The following is a 17,598-nucleotide window of genomic DNA, read 5'->3' as shown; positions in this document are numbered from 1 at the left end:
CCTGTCTGTACTGATTTTTAATTATTGGTATAAGAAAAGGTCACTCACATTGCGTCCGTCATATAAACGGAACCTATGAGACTACCGCGACAAAACGCCTGAGAAAACGTTTTTATCTTTCCGGAAGGCGCTGAATAAATAAATTTCATCTTCCCCTGCCTCGAGATAAATCAGTCTGTTTGGCTCCGGTTAGTGCTGAATGGATTACAGTAATAGAAACCGCTGCGTGACTTAAGCTGAGGGAAAAACGATGCAACGCACCTTTTCGGCCATATGGATTGTCCTGTTTTTATTCGCCGCACCGCTTCATGCCGAGTCGAAAGTCTATGGAGAACAGCGAATTAGCGGCTGGTGGAATACGCTGACGGAGGATATCTCCCAGACCTGGGAAGAGCCTCAGCGTTACGATTTGTACCTGCCGTTCCTGAGCTGGCACGCTCGCTTTATGTACGACAAAGAAAAAACGGACAATTACAATGAAATGCCGTGGGGCGGCGGGCTGGGCGTTTCCCGCTATAACGAAGAGGGCAACTGGAGCGCGCTCTTCGCGATGATGTTCAAGGACTCGCACAACGAATGGCAGCCCGCGATGGGCTATGGCTGGGAGAAGGGCTGGTATCTGGATAATGCGAAGGATTTCCGCCTGGGGCTTGGTGCTGCAGCGGGCATCACGGCGCGAGATGATTTTGCCAACTACGTGCCGCTACCGTTCATCTTTCCGCTGTTTTCGGCCGGGTATAAGCGCGTTACCGTTCAGTTCACCTATATTCCCGGGACGTATAACAACGGCAACGTGCTCTTTGCCTGGCTGCGCTTAGGCTTTTAAAGGGTAATCACCTTTTTTGCCACGGCGTTAGACAATACCAGCATGGAGAAGAGAACAGAGGTGACGAACGTGAGCACAATCAGCGAAAGCTTTATACCGAGGGAGGTCACCGGTATCAGCGCCGTCAGCAGGTGAAACACCGAGTAGTGCACAATATACACGCCGGTCATCGTTTTGCTGATGGCGGCCAGAACCGACTCTTTGAATTCGGCGTTGCGACGAAAGCGCACGCCGTTCGCCGCAATCACCAGCGCGATGATCAAAATGTAAATTTGAGAGCCGGTGAGAATAAAGGCGTTTCTGTCCGCCTTGAACAGCGCGAAGAAGAAGTGGCGCTCGTAAAACCAGGTGAAGAGATAGATAAACGGGATGGCGACAACCGCCGCCCTGACGACATTTTTGCGGCTAATCCACTCGGCGATTTTCGGGTCGCAGAAGAGTTGCCCCGTCAGATAAAACAGCAGCCATGTCCACAGCCGATACTGCGGTGACAGGGAAAAGATGTGTGTTTCAGGATAAAGCGCCGATAGCAGATCGTATCCGTAGGAAAAGAGCAACAGGGCGGCAATCGCCCCGCAGAATAGCGCTCGTCGCTGGCTTAGCCACTCCACCGCCGGGTGGAAGGTGTAAATCACGACAAAGGCGAACACGAACCAGGGCTGGATTAAATACCCGCGCTGATAGGGCTCCCACAGGTAGTAGATCGTTATCCAGAACAGAAAAACAATCACCAGGCTTTTAATTTTACCCAGCTGCCAGCGGGTGCCGTGCCGGGACTGTCCGTCGAGATAGCCCGAAACCACAAAAAACAGCGGCGTGGCGATGGTCGAAATAAAAGTTAAAAACCCCAGGATCCAGTGATAGTCATAATCATAATGATCCCAGGTATTGTAGATGGTAAAGAAGGTCACCGCCGTCATACAGCCCAGCGTCTTGATAATGTTCAGCCCTGTCGCATTCATTGTTGTTTGGCTTCGTCCTTACGATGGAAACATGCATAGATCACGGGGAGTACCAGCAGCGTCAGGATTGTAGCAAACCCCAGTCCAAACATAATCACAACGGCCATGCTCTGGAAGAAAACGTCCAGCAGCAGCGGAGCCAGGCCCAGTACGGTCGTAAACGCGGTGAGCAGGATGGGGCGCAGACGCGAAGTGGCAGCGTACACGATCGCCTCGTGCTGATCCTTTTGCGTTTTCTGCTGTTCAATCTCTTCCACCAGCACGATGCCGTTGCGGATGAGCATTCCGCTCAGGCTCAGCAGGCCAATCAGCGCCATAAAGCCAAAGGGAATGCCGGTAATTAAAAATCCCGGCGTCACGCCGATCAGCGCCAGCGGTACGGTCAGCCAGATGGCGACGGCATTTTTTACCGAGCTGAACATTAGCACCGTAATGACAAACATCACCAGATACCCGAGAGGTAGCGTAGTGAACAGCCCCTGCTGCGCTTCACTGGAGTTTTCCGCGTCGCCCCCCCATTCAATGCTGTAGCCGTGCGGCAGGGGAAGGGCATCTACCTGCGGCTTCACGCGGGCGAGGATGTCGCCGGAGGTTTGCTGGCTTAGCGGGTCCGGGTCTGTTTGCACCGTCAGTACCCGCGAACGGTCGCGTCGAAGGATGAGCGGATCTTCCCACTCCAGCGAGAAGCGGCTGACGACGTTACTCAGCGGGATATACTGCTGCCGCGTCTGGCTCCACACCAGCACGTTGTTCAGGTGATTGGCGTCCAGCCGTTCGCTCTCAGGCGGGCGCACCACCACGGGCAGCAGGTCGCTGCCTTCCCGGTACAGCCCCGCCCGGCTGCCGGAGAAGTTCATCTCCAGCGCGTTGTCGACGTCCTGCTTATCTACGCCAAGCTCGCGGCCCAGGGCGGCAACGTACTGTGGACGGATCACCTTGCTGCGGTTTTGCCAGTCGTTCCTGACGCTGCCCGTGGCCGGGTCGCGGGTGAGGATGTCGTCCACCTGGCTGGCAATCAGGCGCAGCCGGTCAGGATCTGGACCTTTAATGCGCACCTCAATGGCGCTGTCGCCGGAGGGGCCAAACATCACGCGTTTGCTGCTGGCGTTGACCTGCGGATAGTTTCGCGCGATGTACTCGTCCACGTGGCGCGTCAGGGCGGAGATGTTGCGCTGGTCGTCCATGCGCACCATGATCTGCGCATAGTTACTGTACTGCCGCTGTCCGCTGTAGGTCAGAATAAACCGCATACTTCCCTGACCGATGGTTGAAACGGTGGTTTCCACGCCCGGCTGGCCGTTAATGGTTTTTTCGATATCGCCGGTCATTTTCTCGGTCCATTTAATATCGGTGCCGTAGGGTAGCCAGAGGTCGACAAAGAAAATCGGCGTATTAGACGACGGGAAAAAGTTTTGCCGTACGGCGCCAAAACCCCAGACAGACGCTGCCAGCAGCGCAGCCATCACAATGAGCGTCGGTGCCTTATAGTGCAGCAGCGTGTTAAGCAGGCGCTGGTAGGCGCGGTAGAGTCGTTTATCGTAAGGATCTGACTCATCGGTTTTATCGGGGGTGTTGTCGTTTTTAAACAACCACCACTTAATCAGCACCGGGGTGAGGGTGAGCGCCGAAAACCAGCTCAGCATCAGGGAAATCAGCAGCACCTGGAACAGGGATTTACAGTATTCCCCGGTGGAATCCTGCGACAGCCCGATAGGGGCAAACGCCAGGATGGCAATCACCGTCGCCCCCAGCAGCGGCAGGGCGGAGCGGCGGATGATGTAGTTCACGGCGGCCAGCAGAGGCGAGCCCTGCTGTCGGGCAATCAACACCCCTTCGACAATCACGATGGCGTTATCCACCAGCATGCTGAGGGCGATAATCAGCGCCCCGAGCGAGATGCGCTGCAGCTCAATGCCCCACAGATACATAATCAGCAGCGTGCCGAGCACGTTGAGCGCGAGAGAAAACGCAATGATGATCCCGCTGCGCACGCCCATAAAGATCAGCAGCACGCCGATGACAATCGCCAGCGCCATCAGGAAGTTAATAATAAAACCGTTAACGGAGTGGCCCACTTCGGCTGCCTGATCGTAAAACAGGTCTATCTGTATGCCTGCCGGTTTTTCCGCCGACATCTGGCTTAGCTTCGCCTCCAGCGCGTGGCCCACGTCGATCACGTTCACGCCGGGAATAAACGAGACGCCCATGGTAACGGCTTTTTTGCCGTTGGCATGGTAAATGCTGGCTGGCGATTCGTTCAGCCCGCGCGACAGCGTGGCGATATCCCGCAGACGCGTCGCCGCCCCGGTGCCGGAAGGTGTGATGATGATATCCGCCAGTTCATCAAGATTCTCAAACTCACCGGTCGGGTGCAGGCGAATGGATTCGGTGCCGGAGGTGATTTCTCCGGCGCTGGAAACGACGTTAAGTCTGCTGAGCAGGGCGGAAAGCTGGTTCAGCGTAATGCCGCGCGCGGCCATTTTGGTCAGGGAGATATCGATGTTGACCTGTTGGCTAATGGCCCCGCCGATGGCCACCTTCGCGACGCCGGGGATCAGAATCAACTCCCGGCGCAGCTGCTCCGCATATCTCACCAGTTCAGGATTACTGAATTCAACTCCGGAAATGGCGAAGAAGAAGCCGAACACGTCGCCGAAATCGTCATTCACAAAGGGCGTGACGACGCCGGGCGGGAACTGACGCGAGGCATCGCCCACGCGGCGGCGAAGTTCATCCCAAATCTGCGGCAGTTCGTTCGAGTGATAGCGGGAAGCGATGTTAACAGTGATTTGCGACAGACCGTTTGACGAGATGGAGCTCACGTTGTCCAGATAGGGCAACTGCTGAAGGGCATTCTCCAGCGGAAGCGTTACCTCCTCTTCAACCTGCTGAGCGGATGCGCCGGGGTAGTGGGTAACCACCACTGCGGTTTTGATGGTAAAGGCGGGATCTTCCAGCCTGCCGATATTCAACAGGGCGAAAATCCCCCCGACGCCCAGCAGCAGGATCGTTAGCCAGACGCGAACAGGGTTATTAATAAATTGACGAGAGATATCCATTACAGTCCCCGTTCACGCGTCCAGATACGCACCGGCTGTTTAGCATGGAGTTCCCCAACGCCTGCGGCCACCACGCGCTCGCCCGCCTTCAGCCCGCTGGTAATCACCACGCCTTCGGTACTCACTTGCCCCACGCTCACCTTGCGGTCTTCAAGATGGAGCGTGTCGCCTTCGCCCGTTACTACCCAGACGTGCGGCTCATTGCGCGGGCTGTTGTCCGGGTTAAAGACTGCCTCAACCGGTACGACGAGCGCCTGAGCACCCGCACCGGCCGGGAGGTTGGTTAAATTGATGGTCACCGTACCGCTTACGCCACCGACGGCGGGAAAATCATCTGGCCGCGGCATGGTGAGTATCACCTGCCAGGTCAGGGTATTGCTGTCGCTGCTGCCCGAATGCTCTTTGTAGACGGCGGTAAATTCTCGATCCTGAAGGGCGTTAATTTTCACCACGGGGCGATACTGCGCGTTGCGGATATCAAAGGTCTTAAACAGGTTTTCAGGGATGCTGAACACCACGTCCAGCAGATCGGTACGGGTTAACGTCGCGATGGGCTGACCGGCGGACACCACCTGATGGTTTCGCACGTGCACGCTGGCCGCCGTCCCGCTGAAGGGCGCAACGAGCGTCATCTGATTTAGCTCTTCCCGGGCAATCTGCAGCGCCGCATTCGCCGAATCGCGGTTCGCACGCTGCACGTCCATCTCGGCTTTTGAAATGGCCTGTCGTCCTGCCAGCGTCTGGAAGCGGTCGAATTGCCTCTGGGCCAGCGTCGCCGCCGTTTGTCTGTCGTTAACCCGCTGCTGGGCTTCTCGGGCGTTCAGTCTGGCAAGCTGTTGCCCCTGTTTAATGGCAGCACCCTGACGTACATCGAGCGCTTCAATTTGCCCTGCGCGCTTGAAGGAAAGGTCTGTGGCATCGCCCGATTCAATGCGGGCGGGGAAAACGCGCTGCTGGGCGTGGCCGGGAACCGTCACCTCCGCCACTTTTACCATCCTGGGCAGGGGGGAGGCTTGCTTCGGTTTCGGGTCGCACGCCGTGAGCGTTAACAAAACGAACGGTAAAAGAGAGAGGTAGCGGTTCACTGTATTCCCCTAATAAATAACTGTTTTATTTATCCCATAACCTGGACAGGGGGTGACACTATTCTGCCAGAACAGTGACGACCATATAGGTAAATAAACCAATCGCCGTGCTGGCGATAATGGCGAGTGCAATAAACATACCCAGGCGGATCAGGCTTAAACCATACATACATTCCTCCATGAGCCGGAAGCGGTGGCTGACTATGAGCATAGTCGGCGAAAAGATAAATGTTAAATAACCATAATCAGTGGGGAAGCGCTAAACCTGATATTCCTGTGCTACGTTTAATATTATTCATCTCTTTTTACCGTAACTGGCATTAAGGGCAACCCCCTGCATTTAATGCGTTTTTTTGCTTCATTCACTCTCGTGTTGGTTATAAAAAGGATGCTCGATATGTATAAAAACATTCTCGTTCCGGTGGATGTCTACGAGACAAGCCTGGCGGATAAAGCGTTGCAGCATGCACAGTTTCTGGCGCAAAGCGCATCGGGTGACATTCATTTGCTGCACGTCATGCCCAAATTTTCAGCCGAACTGACGCGTGGTTTTATTTCAGATGCGCGCAAAATGGATGAATATATGATTAATAATTCGAAAGAAAAGCTGTCTGACCTGGTCAAAAAAGTGAATCTGCCAGAAGAACGTGTTCATCTCCATGTTCGTAGCGGGAATGTTCGTGATGAGGTTATTAAGCTGGCGGATGAACTGGCTGTCGGCGCGATTATTGTTGGCTCGCGAAATCCCAATATTCAAACCCATTTGTTAGGATCAGAGGCGGCAAGTATTGTTCGTTACGCTCATGTCCCTGTTTTCGTTATTCGTTAATTACAGAGAAGCAAGGTGATTTCTGAATAGAACCTGAGGAAGGAACGATGAAAACAGGAAAACCTGAACGTCCGTATTATCAACAAACCGTTGACGAAACCCTGTCGAATATCCACTCCACCCTGGAAGGCCTTAGCGGCACTGAGGCATCAGCCCGACTTCAGCAGCACGGTGAGAATGCGTTACCGCAAAAAAAGGGCAAACCCGCCTGGCTGCGCTTCCTGGCGCATTTTAACGATGTTTTGATTTACGTGCTGCTGGTGGCCGCGTTGCTTAAGCTCTTTATGGGCCACTGGGTAGACATGTTTGTGATCCTTGGGGTTGCCATCATTAACGCGCTGATTGGCCATATCCAGGAGAGCAATGCCGAAAAATCGTTGCAGAGCATTCGCAATATGCTCTCCAGCGAAGCCGTGGTGGTACGGCAGGGGAATCATGAAACGATCCCCACCACGGCGCTGGTCCCGGGTGATATCGTGGTGATCCGTGCCGGGGATCGTATCCCTGCGGATCTGCGCGTGATTGAAGCGCACAACCTGCGCGTGGAGGAGGCCATCCTGACCGGCGAATCCACCGTTGTTGAGAAAAACAGCGATGCGTTAAGCGGGGAACTGCCCTTAGGTGACCGGTATAATCTGCTCTACTCAGGCACTACCGTCAGCTCCGGCGGCGGTAAAGGCGTGGTGGTGGCAACCGGGGGCGAGACCGAGCTGGGCCACATCAATCAGATGATGTCCGACATTGAAAAACACCGCACGCCGCTGATGGTGCAGATGGATAAGCTCGGTAAGACCATCTTCATCACTATCCTGGTGATGATGGTGGCGCTGTTTGTCTTTAGTCTCCTGTTCCGGGATATGCCGGTTTCTGAACTGGTGCTGTCGCTTATCAGCCTCGCCGTTGCCGCCGTGCCGGAAGGCCTGCCGGCCATCATTTCCATCATTCTTTCGCTTGGCGTACAGGCCATGGCGCGTCGCAAGGCCATCATTCGTAAGTTGCCCACGGTGGAAACGCTGGGCGCAATGACGGTCATCTGCTCGGATAAAACCGGCACCCTGACGATGAATGAAATGACGGTCAAAGCGGTGATTACCGCTGACACGACCTATCGCGTGGAGGGCGACAGCTACGAACCGGTGGGGAATATTCACCCCGTCGATGACCCGACGCCCGTCAGCGTGACGCAGGGTTCCCTGCTGGAACGCTACCTGCGCACCATTGACCTCTGTAATGACAGCCAGCTGATCAAAGACGAGCAGGGGCTGTGGAAAATCACCGGGGGCCCAACCGAGGGCGCGCTGAAGGTGCTGGCGGCGAAAATCCCGCTCCCACCGCTCGATACCGAAATGCGCAGTAAAATCCCGTTTGATTCGCAGTATAAATACATGTCCACGCTGTACCGGCTGGGCGATGAAGAGGTGATTTTAATCACCGGCGCGCCGGACGTCCTGTTCCGCCTCTGCCAGTATCAGCAGACGAATGACGGACTACAGCCGTTCGATCAGCCTTACTGGGAAGGGAAGATTGAAGAGTATGCCCGGGAAGGATTGCGCATGGTGGCTGCGGCCTGGAAACCTGCTCGCGAGGGACAGCGCGAGCTGGATCACCCGGACCTGCATGATGGCGTGATCCTGCTGGGTATTGCAGGAATGATGGATCCGCCGCGTCCGGAGGCCATTACCGCCATTGCCGACTGTCTGCAGGCCGGGATCCGCGTGAAAATGATTACCGGCGACCACCCGCAAACGGCAATGAGCATTGGGCAAATGTTGGGGATAGGTAACGCCGCAAGCGCTATCACCGGACGTGAGCTGGAGGCGATGGACGATCGTCAGCTGAGTGATGCCGCCCAGCAGTACGATATTTTCGCCCGAACCAGCCCGGAGGATAAATTCCGCCTTGTGCAGGCTCTGCAAAGTAAACAGGAAGTCGTGGGCATGACCGGGGATGGCGTAAACGATGCCCCAGCGCTCAAGCGGGCGGATGTGGGTATCGCCATGGGGATTAAGGGAACGGAAGTCACCAAGGAAGCCGCCGATATGGTGTTAACGGATGACAACTTTGCCACCATTGCCCGTGCGGTGCACGAGGGACGTCGGGTTTACGATAACCTGAAAAAGACCATTCTGTTCGTTATCCCCAGCAACATCGCGCAGGCTCTGCTGATCATCATCGCGCTGCTGGCGGGGAACCTGATCCCGCTGACGCCGGTCCTGATCCTGTGGATGAACATGGCGACATCGGCCACGCTGTCGTTTGGCCTGGCGTTTGAAGCGGGTGAGAAAAACATCATGAACCGGCCACCGCGCAAGGCGAATCTCCATGTGATGGACGGCTATGCCATCTGGCGCGTGGTGTTTGTCGGTCTGATGATTGCCATCAGCGCCTTCGTGCTGGAAGCCTGGCTACAGCCGCGCGGCTATTCGGCGGAATTTATCCGCACCGTGCTGCTGCAAACCCTGGTCACTGCGCAGTGGTTCTACATGCTCAACTGTCGCGTGAATGACGGCTTCTCGCTGAGCAAAGGCCTGCTGGCGAACAAAGGGATTTGGATCGTCAGCGGCGTACTGCTGGCGCTACAGCTTCTTATTATTTACGCACCCTTCATGCAGATGCTGTTTGGCACCGAGGCGCTGCCGTTCCGCTACTGGGTCATCACCTTGCTGATTGGTTTTGTGATGTTCCTTATTGTCGAGGCGGAAAAAGTACTGACGCGCAGGTGGCGCAAAACCGAGGCGTGATAGCGTAAACTGAGAAAGCCTGCCTGAGCCCGGGCTTTCTCTTTTTATGAGCACAGGAAACTATGATTCGACTTATCTGGTTCGTCCTTACGCTGTGCGCCGCTGTTCCCGGTGCGTTTGCCGTAACCTATACGCTACCGCCGGAAGGCAGTCGTCTGGTGGGAACCCCGATTATCATCACCGTTCCCGAAGGCAACACGCTGCCTCTGGAGGCCTTTGCCGCGCAGTACGGGCAGGGGCTGAGCAATATGCTGGAAGCAAACCCGGGCGTGGATCCTTTTTTGCCTAAATCCGGCACCCGTCTGGTAATACCTCAGCAGCTGATTTTGCCTGACACCGTCCGCGAGGGGATCATCGTAAATGCGGCGGAAATGCGCCTCTACTACTATCCGCCTGTCGGCAACACCGTTGAAGTGCTGCCCATCGGCATCGGTCAGGCCGGACGCGAAACCCCGCGTAACTGGGTGACGGCCGTTGAGCGTAAGCAGGAGGGGCCAACCTGGTCTCCGACGCCGAACACGCGCCGCGCCTATGCGGCAGAGGGGAAAACGCTTCCGGCGTTCGTGCCCGCCGGGCCGGATAACCCGATGGGGCTGTATGCGATTTATATCGGCAGGCTCTATGCCATTCACGGCACAAACTCGAATTTCGGCATCGGGCTGCGGGTGAGCCAGGGCTGTATTCGTCTGCGTAATAACGACATCAAATACCTTTTCGATAATGTCCCCGTAGGAACCCGCGTGCAGCTTATCGACAGGCCCGTTAAAAGCACCACCGAGCCGGACGGCAGCCGCTGGGTTGAGGTTCATGAGCCATTATCACGTAACCGCGCGGAATTTGAGTCAACACGGAAAGTGCCTCTGCCCATTTCAGCCGCACAGCGGACACAGTTGGTAAACGAGGGGGCGGGAGCAGAACTGGAGCGGCGGTCGGGGATGCCGGTGAAGCTCAGCCATTGAGTTCGTTTCGCCCGGTGGCGCTGCGCTTACCGGGCCTACAGTCCCGTAGGTCGGGTAAGGCGAAGCCGCCACCCGACAATTTTACCCGCCGCAGAAAAGCAAAAAGCCTGCTTTAAAAGCAGGCTTTTCAAATTTGGCTCCTCTGACTGGACTCGAACCAGTGACATACGGATTAACAGTCCGCCGTTCTACCGACTGAACTACAGAGGAATCGTGTGAACGGGGCGCATATTATCGACCTGCGTTCGCCTTGTCAAAGGATGGATCAACACCTTTTGATCGTTTGCTGACAAAATCAGCAAAGTGACGCTTTTGCCAACGTAATGCACCGTCATGGTGCAAGCATACCTCTAATGGGGCAGATCATAAACCGCTGTTTCAGTCATTAAACCCCCATCCATGATTAGCTTTCCTTATTTTCAGCCGCTTAGCAACAAATCAGACCTCTTCGCAAAACTGGCATTCATATTGCAAAACCAGTTCAACAACGACAGCCGGTTCCGGCACAGTTTTTTGAACAGGGGGCAAAATGAACTTAAGACGACTGAAATACTTCGTAAAAATCGTCGATATCGGCAGCCTGACTCAAGCGGCAGAAGTGCTGCATATCGCGCAGCCTGCGCTGAGCCAGCAGGTGGCTACGCTGGAAGGCGAGATGGACCAGCAATTACTGATCCGCACCAAGCGCGGCGTGACGCCAACAGAAGCAGGCAAAATTTTGTATACCCATGCCCGCACTATTCTGCGTCAGTGTGAACAGGCGCAGCTGGCGGTGAACAATGTCGGCCAGACCCTGAGCGGCCACGTTTCCATTGGTTTAGCGCCAGGAACCGCGGCATCGTCTATCACCATGCCACTGCTGCAGGCCGTTCGTGCTGAGCTGCCTGAAGTGCTGGTCTACCTGCATGAAAACAGCGGTTCCGTTCTGAATGACAAACTGCTCAACGGCCAGCTGGATATGGCCGTCCTTTACGATCGCTCTCCCGTCGCCGGGATCACCAGCCAGCCGCTGCTGAAAGAAGATCTTTATCTGGTCGGCACCCGCGACTGCCCGGGTCAGAGCGTTGATTTAACCGCCGTGGCCGAGATGAATCTCTTCCTGCCGCGCGATTACAGCGCGGTGCGCGTGCGCGTGGATGAAGCGTTCTCCCTGCGTCGCCTGACGGCCAAAATTATTGGCGAAATTGATTCTATTTCCACGCTGACGGCAGCGATTGCCAGCGGAATGGGCGTAACAGTCCTGCCGGAGTCCGCCGCCCGCTCGCTTTGCAGTGCGGCAAACGGCTGGATGGCGCGCATCACCACGCCTTCAATGAGCCTGCCGCTGTCGCTGAACATGTCCGCACGCGGATCGCTGTCGCCGCAGGCGCAGGCGGTAAAAGAGATTTTGATGTCGCTGGTCAGCAAGCCGTCGCTTGAGAACCGTGAACTCCAGCTCGTGAGTTGATATTCCATAAAAGCATAAGATGCTGGTTTTTATTATTTGTTCTGCAGCTCAGCTGACTCTAACAATAGAGCTATGTCAGATGCGCCGGAGTGAATCGTGAATTTCCAGCAACTTAAAATTATCCGTGAGGCGGCCAGGCGGGACTACAACCTGACCGAAGTCGCTAACATGCTTTATACATCCCAGTCTGGCGTCAGCCGCCATATTCGCGAGCTGGAAGAGGAACTGGGGATAGAGATTTTTATCCGTCGCGGCAAGCGTCTGCTTGGGATGACGGAGCCGGGCAAGGCATTGCTGACCATTGCTGAGCGGATCCTCAACGAGGCCAGCAACGTGCGTCGTCTGGCGGATCTCTTCACCAATGACGCCTCGGGCGTGCTCACCATCGCCACTACCCACACCCAGGCGCGCTACAGCCTGCCGCCGGTGATTAAAGCCTTCCGCGAACTTTTCCCAGATGTCCGTCTGGAGCTTATTCAGGGCACGCCGCAGGAAATTGAAGTGCTGCTGCAAAACGGCGGGGCAGATATCGGCATCGCCAGCGAGCGTCTGAGCAACGATCCGCTGCTGGTGGCCTTCCCGTGGTTCCGCTGGTACCACAGTTTATTACTCCCAGTCGATCATCCGCTGAATCAGGTCTCTCCCCTGACGCTGGAAGACATTGCGAAATGGCCGCTGATCACTTACCGCCAGGGCATTACCGGACGCTCGCGCATTGATGAAGCCTTCAACCGCAAAGGGCTCACGCCGGACGTGGTGCTGAGCGCGCAGGACTCCGATGTGATCAAAACCTACGTCGAGCTGGGTCTGGGTATAGGCCTGGTGGCGGAACAGTCCAGCGGGGAACGCGAAGACGGGAACCTCGTGCGTCTTGATACGCGTCACCTGTTTGACGCCAATACCGTCTGGCTTGGGCTGAAGCGCGGACAGCTGCAGCGCAACTATGTCTGGCGCTTTATCGAGCTATGCAATGCCGGGCTGTCTGTGGACGAGATTAAACGTCAGGTAATGGAGCCGGAAGAAGTGGCGATTGATTACCAGATCTAGCTGCTGGCTTGCCCGGTAGCGCTGCGCTGGCCGGGCTCGTCGCTCAGTTGAAAGGATTGTTTTTAGAGAGGGAATAGCACGATGGGAAGAACCCTTGAGCAGCTTATAAAGAATGATGGAAAACGTCGCTGGTTTATCCGCCCGATCTGGCACCTGTAAAGTGTCTTTGTGTTCACCGGACAGATTTCGCCCCATTACAAAGGTACAAACATGACAACACGCGAAGCCGTTTTCCCCTTCGGACGGCAGGCGCTCTATGATCGTAATCGGTACTCACCTGCCATCAAATCTAGCGGTTTCCTACGGGTCTTGATATGACAGAGGAAAATTAATGAAAGCAGCGGTTTATGACGTGGAAGGCGCTCCCGACGTCCTGCAATACATTGATGTCCCGGATCCGGTCGCAGGGCCTGATGACGTCCTGATTTCTGTCGAGGCAATCTCGATTGAAGGGGGAGATCTGATCAACCGGCGTTCAACTCCGCCGCCTCTTCCTTCGTGGATCGTTGGCTACGCGGCCGCGGGCACAGTGGTTGCCGTCGGTTCGAAAGTCCGTCATCGCAGGGTTGGAGACAGAGTGACTGCGTTTAGCATGCAGGGATCGCATGCGGAACGTTGGGCTGTGCCTGCGGAACGAACCTGGCTTATACCGGATGGGGTGGATGCAGCAGACGCGGCGGTGGTACCGATTTCTTTTGGAACCGCGCATCATTGCCTTTTCACTCGAGGCATGCTCCGGCATGGAGAAACCGTCCTGATTCAGGCAGCAGCAGGGGGCGTGGGGCTCGCGGCCGTTCAGCTTGCCTCACAAGCAGGCGCGACGGTTATCGCTGTGGCAAGCGGGACGCAGCGAAGAAGTCGGTTGCTTGAATTGGGTGCCGATTATGTCGTGGATCGTGTAGAGGACAACATCGTTGACAGTGTCCGAGAGTGCACCCGTGGCGCCGGTGTTGACCTCGTCATCGATCCGGTAGGGACGACGTTGCCTGTTTCGCTTTCTGCACTCGCTCCGCAAGGACGTCTCGTCTTCGTCGGTAATGCGGGCGGTGGCAGTCTGACTGTCGACTTGTGGCCGCCAATGCAATCTAACCAGACACTCATGGGGGTATTCATGGGGCCCCTTTTTGAAAGGCCCGGCGTTCGGACAAGCGTGGACGACATCTTGCAGGCTGTGGCAGAAGGGCGCATCAGGGTTGTCATTGACCGCATCTTCCCCCTGGCTAACGCCGCCGCGGCCCATGAATACGCTGAGACAGCGAAACCGCTTGGCCGCATCGTTATGAAGCCGTGAGAGAGGGGGACCTCAACCTGGCCCCCACACAGCAGCGATCCGGAAGCCGCCTCGCATTTCGATTATCCTATCCGCCAAAATCCTTTGAACCGCAAAAATAGTTTTCTATTATCTACCTTCTTAGTGACGCACTTCGTTCCCACCTGCACTGCCCTTCGATAGATAACGGCTTTCTGCCCACTTCATTACGAAAAGGAAATCACCATGAATCTGATGAATAATTGCGCACCTCCCGTCCTGAATGTTATATTAAAATATAATATTCGGAGGTGCGCTATGTATACAACTCGCCTGAAAAAGGTCGGCGGATCCATCATGCTGGCGGTTCCTCCCGCCGTACTGAAAACGCTGGAGCTCTCGACGGACAGCGAAGTCGGCATGACCATTAATAATGGCTGCCTGATTATCGAACCCCAGAAACGGCCTCATTATTCACTTGAGGAGCTGCTGGCGCAGTGCGATCCGCACGCTGAAATGAGCGAAGAGGAGCGGGAATGGATTGATGCGCCTGCGGTAGGCAAGGAGATTCTGTAAATGGACAGAGGGGAAATCTGGCTTGTTTCACTGGATCCGATTGCTGGCCACGAGCAAAGTGGAAAACGTCCGGTGCTTATCGTATCGAAGGCGTCGTTTAACAAGCTGACCCGGCTACCGGTAGTGGTTCCCGTCACCAGCGGCGGAAACTTTGCTCGTACAGCAGGTTTCACCGTTTCACTGGAAGGGGCGGGGACAAAAACAACGGGCGTTATTCGCTGCGACCAGCCCAGAACCATTGATATGGCTGCCCGGAACGGCATGCGGCTGGAACGTATACCTGACGCCGTTGTAAATGAAGTACTTGCCAGGCTGGATGCGATTCTGAATTAACATCAGAGACGCAGAAAAGCAAAAAGCCTGCTTCAAAAGCAGGCTTCTTAAATTTGGCTCCTCTGACTGGACTCGAACCAGTGACATACGGATTAACAGTCCGCCGTTCTACCGACTGAACTACAGAGGAATCGTGTGAACGGGGCGAATATTATCGACCTGCGTTCCCCTTGTCAAAGGGGGAAAGTAAACTTTTCGTTCGTTTGCCGACAATTTCAGCAAATCGCTGATTTTATAGCAAATTCGCGTTGAAATTACACAGCAATATGCGCCGCCCGCAGGCGGCGCGCAGGATCAGAACAGTACGGAGTAGTTCAGACCAAAGGTGCGTCCGCGACCTTTATAGGTATACAGGCCCGGTGCGCCGTAGGTTGGGCTATACAGCCCCGGCGCGCGCTGGCCCCAGGCGGTGGTGTAGTCTTTGTCCAGCAGGTTTTCCACGCTGAAGCTGACCTTGCCCACCGGCAGGGCGTAGCTGCCCAGGAAATCAATGGTATTATAGCCATCAATCTTCTTACCGTCGGCGTCAGACACGTCAAAGGTCTGCGTGCTCTGCACGCGCAGCGCCCAGTCGCCCGGTGCCCAGTTAACCCATGCGCTGGCCTTCGACGGGCTGGCGCTGTCGACCGTCAGCTTCTCCCATTTTCCGTTTTCACGCGTCTCAGACTTAATGGCGTTAAAGTTCGCGCCTGTGCTCCAGTCGCTGTCGGTGAAGAAGTAGTCTACCTGGCCTTCGACCCCGTAAATACGACGTTTATCGTCTTCGAGGTTGATGGTCATGTCACTCTTGTTGATGGTGATGGTTTTATCGGAAAGCGAGTAGTACGCCGCGACCTGCGTGCGCAGGTTGTCGCCGGTGAAACGCCAGCCCAGCTCGTAGGCGTTGACCTTGATCCCGTCCAGCGTCGAGTCGTTCACGTTCACGCTGTTCAGCAGGCGATAGTGGCCGTCGACGAGCTGGTAGGTGCCAGAGCCGTAGTATTTCGCCAGGTCAGGGATTTCAAAGCCTTGCGAGAAGTTAAACCACAGCTGCTGCTGTTCGGTCAGGCGACCGAGTATCCCGGCGTTAAACAGGAAGTTGTTGTAATCCGTTTTCCCACCCGGCACCGCGTCGGCGGAGGTGGCTTTCCCGTTAGCGATGGCCTGCTGCTGGGCGTAACCAACAAAGTCATCCACCTTGTTTTCAGTGTACTGGTAGCGCACGCCGCCGCTCAGGGTGATGGCATCAATGTCATAGCTGGCCTGCAGGAACGGGGCAAGGTTGGTAATGCTGTAACCCGGATAACGGCCCACGTTGTAGGCATTTTCCAGATCCATGCCGCCGCTTGCCGCCGCTTTACTCAGATCGAAGAACTGCTGGTTGGCATCGAAGGTTTCATGGTCGGCATCGACACCCCAGGTGAGGGTCAAATCATCCACCGGCTTGCTGTTCAGGGTCAGCTTGCCGCCATAAAAGTCGGTTTTCTGCTGGGATGCGCCAATGCTGGTCACCGCACCTTTGCTCAGCGTCGGGAACGGGTAGTAGGTCAGGCTCTCATCGCGATAGTAAATCTGCGCGACCAGGTCCTGGCCCCAGAAATCGGTATTCGAGTACTGCAGGTTAATCAGGTGACGCTCGGTACCGGGGATACGATCGGAGTTGAGGTTGTCTTTGTTGTAGGCTTTTGCATCGCCCGTCACCGCCGAGAAGTTCTCGCCGAGGAACAAACCGTGCTTCCCGTCGGACTCGCTCTTGTAGTACTGCGTGGTGAGCTGCAGCTGCTGATGATCGTCAATGTTGATGGTGCCCGTGCCCATCACGTCAATACGGTCGGAATACTGCAGGCCGGTCTGGGTGTTATCGATAATCACCTCGTCGCCGTTGCCGTCATACCAGCCGCCGTAGCGCTGATACGACACCGACAGACGACCGGAGGCCTTATCGTTGCCGCCGCTGACGGCTGCCGACACGTTCTCATCGTGATCGTTGTGGCTGTTAAACCCGCTCTTTGTCCCGGTCTGGAACTCCACTTCGGTATCCGGCTGGCCCTTTTTGGTGACGATGTTCACCAGGCCGCCGGTGCTGCCGCCGCCGTAGAGCGAGGTGGCACCGGAGATCACTTCAATACGATCGATATTGAACGGATCGATAGAGTCGAGCTGGCGGCTGTCGCTGCGTGACGAGTTCAGACGCACGCCGTCCACCATCACCATCATCGAACGACCGCGCAGGTTCATGCCGTAGTTGGTGCGCCCCTGGCTGCTGACGTCCATGCCCGGGATCAGCTGGGCCAGCACTTCTTTAATCTCTTTCCCGCCCTGAACCTGCTGCTCAATTTCAGCCCGTTCAATGACCCAGGTAGTCTGCGCCATTTCAGCCACGCTGCGGTGAGCACGGCTGGCAGAGACCACGATATCTTCTTCCTTTTGTTCTTCCGCCCACGCAGAGGTAGAAAGCATTGCAAGCAAGCAAGGATTTAAAACCCAAAGATGAGAACGTTTCATT

13 protein-coding genes, 2 tRNA genes and 1 pseudogene are annotated in these 17,598 nt (G+C 55.7%); 10 read left to right on the top strand and 6 right to left on the bottom strand.

Features of this window, described 5'->3' with window-relative positions:
* Positions 1–250: 250 nt before the first annotated feature.
* Entirely contained in the window at positions 251–826 is a 576-nt protein-coding gene (gene pagP / locus HV355_RS03155) for a lipid IV(A) palmitoyltransferase PagP (protein ID WP_120157884.1), read from the top strand.
* On the opposite strand, the gene HV355_RS03150 is transcribed toward pagP, so the two are convergent.
* Genes HV355_RS03150 through HV355_RS03140 form a run of 3 tightly spaced genes read right to left on the bottom strand, consistent with a single transcriptional unit; the run spans position 823 to position 5,932 of the window.
* Complete coding sequence (locus HV355_RS03150) at positions 823–1,788, bottom strand: acyltransferase family protein (RefSeq protein ID WP_089600493.1); 966 nt, start codon at positions 1,786–1,788, stop codon at positions 823–825. The two genes, pagP and HV355_RS03150, sit on opposite strands and share 4 nt — an antisense overlap.
* Entirely contained in the window at positions 1,785–4,847 is a 3,063-nt protein-coding gene (locus HV355_RS03145; RefSeq protein ID WP_182400858.1) for an efflux RND transporter permease subunit, read from the bottom strand. The genes HV355_RS03150 and HV355_RS03145 overlap by 4 nt, the downstream gene beginning before the upstream one ends.
* On the bottom strand, positions 4,847–5,932 hold the full coding sequence (locus HV355_RS03140; protein ID WP_182400856.1) for an efflux RND transporter periplasmic adaptor subunit: 1,086 nt from the start codon (positions 5,930–5,932) through the stop codon (positions 4,847–4,849). The genes HV355_RS03145 and HV355_RS03140 overlap by 1 nt, the downstream gene beginning before the upstream one ends.
* A gap of 397 nt (positions 5,933–6,329) precedes the next feature.
* Here HV355_RS03140 and HV355_RS03135 point away from each other — a divergent pair, with 397 nt between their 5' ends.
* From HV355_RS03135 to ldtA, 3 genes are all read left to right on the top strand, one after another.
* Positions 6,330–6,761: a universal stress protein gene (locus HV355_RS03135; RefSeq protein ID WP_029741859.1), complete on the top strand. Its 432-nt coding sequence runs from the start codon at positions 6,330–6,332 to the stop codon at positions 6,759–6,761.
* Positions 6,762–6,808: 47 nt separating this feature from the next.
* Positions 6,809–9,502, top strand: coding sequence for a cation-transporting P-type ATPase (locus HV355_RS03130; protein ID WP_126546511.1), 2,694 nt, complete (start codon positions 6,809–6,811; stop codon positions 9,500–9,502).
* A gap of 62 nt (positions 9,503–9,564) precedes the next feature.
* Positions 9,565–10,461, top strand: coding sequence for a L,D-transpeptidase (gene ldtA, locus HV355_RS03125; protein WP_182400854.1), 897 nt, complete (start codon positions 9,565–9,567; stop codon positions 10,459–10,461).
* A 134-nt stretch (positions 10,462–10,595) separates the two neighbouring features.
* Here ldtA and HV355_RS03120 read toward each other — a convergent pair.
* Positions 10,596–10,671: transfer RNA gene (locus HV355_RS03120), tRNA-Asn, on the bottom strand.
* A 319-nt stretch (positions 10,672–10,990) separates the two neighbouring features.
* Here HV355_RS03120 and nac point away from each other — a divergent pair.
* From nac to HV355_RS03090, 6 genes and pseudogenes are all read left to right on the top strand, one after another.
* Positions 10,991–11,908 (top strand): nitrogen assimilation transcriptional regulator NAC, encoded by a 918-nt coding sequence (gene nac, locus HV355_RS03115; protein WP_010432103.1) that lies wholly within the window; start codon positions 10,991–10,993, stop codon positions 11,906–11,908.
* A gap of 96 nt (positions 11,909–12,004) precedes the next feature.
* Positions 12,005–12,955 carry an HTH-type transcriptional regulator Cbl gene (gene cbl, locus HV355_RS03110; RefSeq protein WP_010432106.1) on the top strand — a complete coding sequence of 317 codons (951 nt, stop codon included), beginning with the start codon at positions 12,005–12,007 and terminating at the stop codon, positions 12,953–12,955.
* A 210-nt stretch (positions 12,956–13,165) separates the two neighbouring features.
* Positions 13,166–13,264, top strand: a pseudogene (locus tag HV355_RS03105) (RidA family protein); the annotation flags it as partial.
* Positions 13,265–13,286: 22 nt separating this feature from the next.
* Complete coding sequence (locus HV355_RS03100; protein WP_148399955.1) at positions 13,287–14,246, top strand: zinc-binding alcohol dehydrogenase family protein; 960 nt, start codon at positions 13,287–13,289, stop codon at positions 14,244–14,246.
* Between the two features lie 276 nt (positions 14,247–14,522).
* Positions 14,523–14,780 carry an antitoxin gene (locus tag HV355_RS03095; protein ID WP_045286302.1) on the top strand — a complete coding sequence of 86 codons (258 nt, stop codon included), beginning with the start codon at positions 14,523–14,525 and terminating at the stop codon, positions 14,778–14,780.
* Positions 14,781–15,113 (top strand): type II toxin-antitoxin system PemK/MazF family toxin, encoded by a 333-nt coding sequence (locus tag HV355_RS03090; protein WP_089600503.1) that lies wholly within the window; start codon positions 14,781–14,783, stop codon positions 15,111–15,113. It abuts the gene before it with no gap.
* 54 nt (positions 15,114–15,167) lie between these two features.
* On the opposite strand, the gene HV355_RS03085 is transcribed toward HV355_RS03090, so the two are convergent.
* Positions 15,168–15,243 (bottom strand) — tRNA-Asn (locus tag HV355_RS03085).
* Between the two features lie 164 nt (positions 15,244–15,407).
* The gene (locus HV355_RS03080; RefSeq protein ID WP_010432111.1) at positions 15,408–17,597 is read right to left on the bottom strand and encodes a TonB-dependent siderophore receptor; all 2,190 of its coding nucleotides are present in this window, start codon (positions 17,595–17,597) and stop codon (positions 15,408–15,410) included.
* Position 17,598 lies beyond the last annotated feature (1 nt).

The sequence above is a fragment of the Enterobacter sp. RHBSTW-01064 genome, assembly GCF_014103035.1.
Taxonomy (GTDB): Bacteria; Pseudomonadota; Gammaproteobacteria; order Enterobacterales; family Enterobacteriaceae; genus Enterobacter; species Enterobacter mori.
Note: the sequence above shows the minus strand (reverse complement) of the source record. Positions and strands in the feature narration are given on the sequence as shown.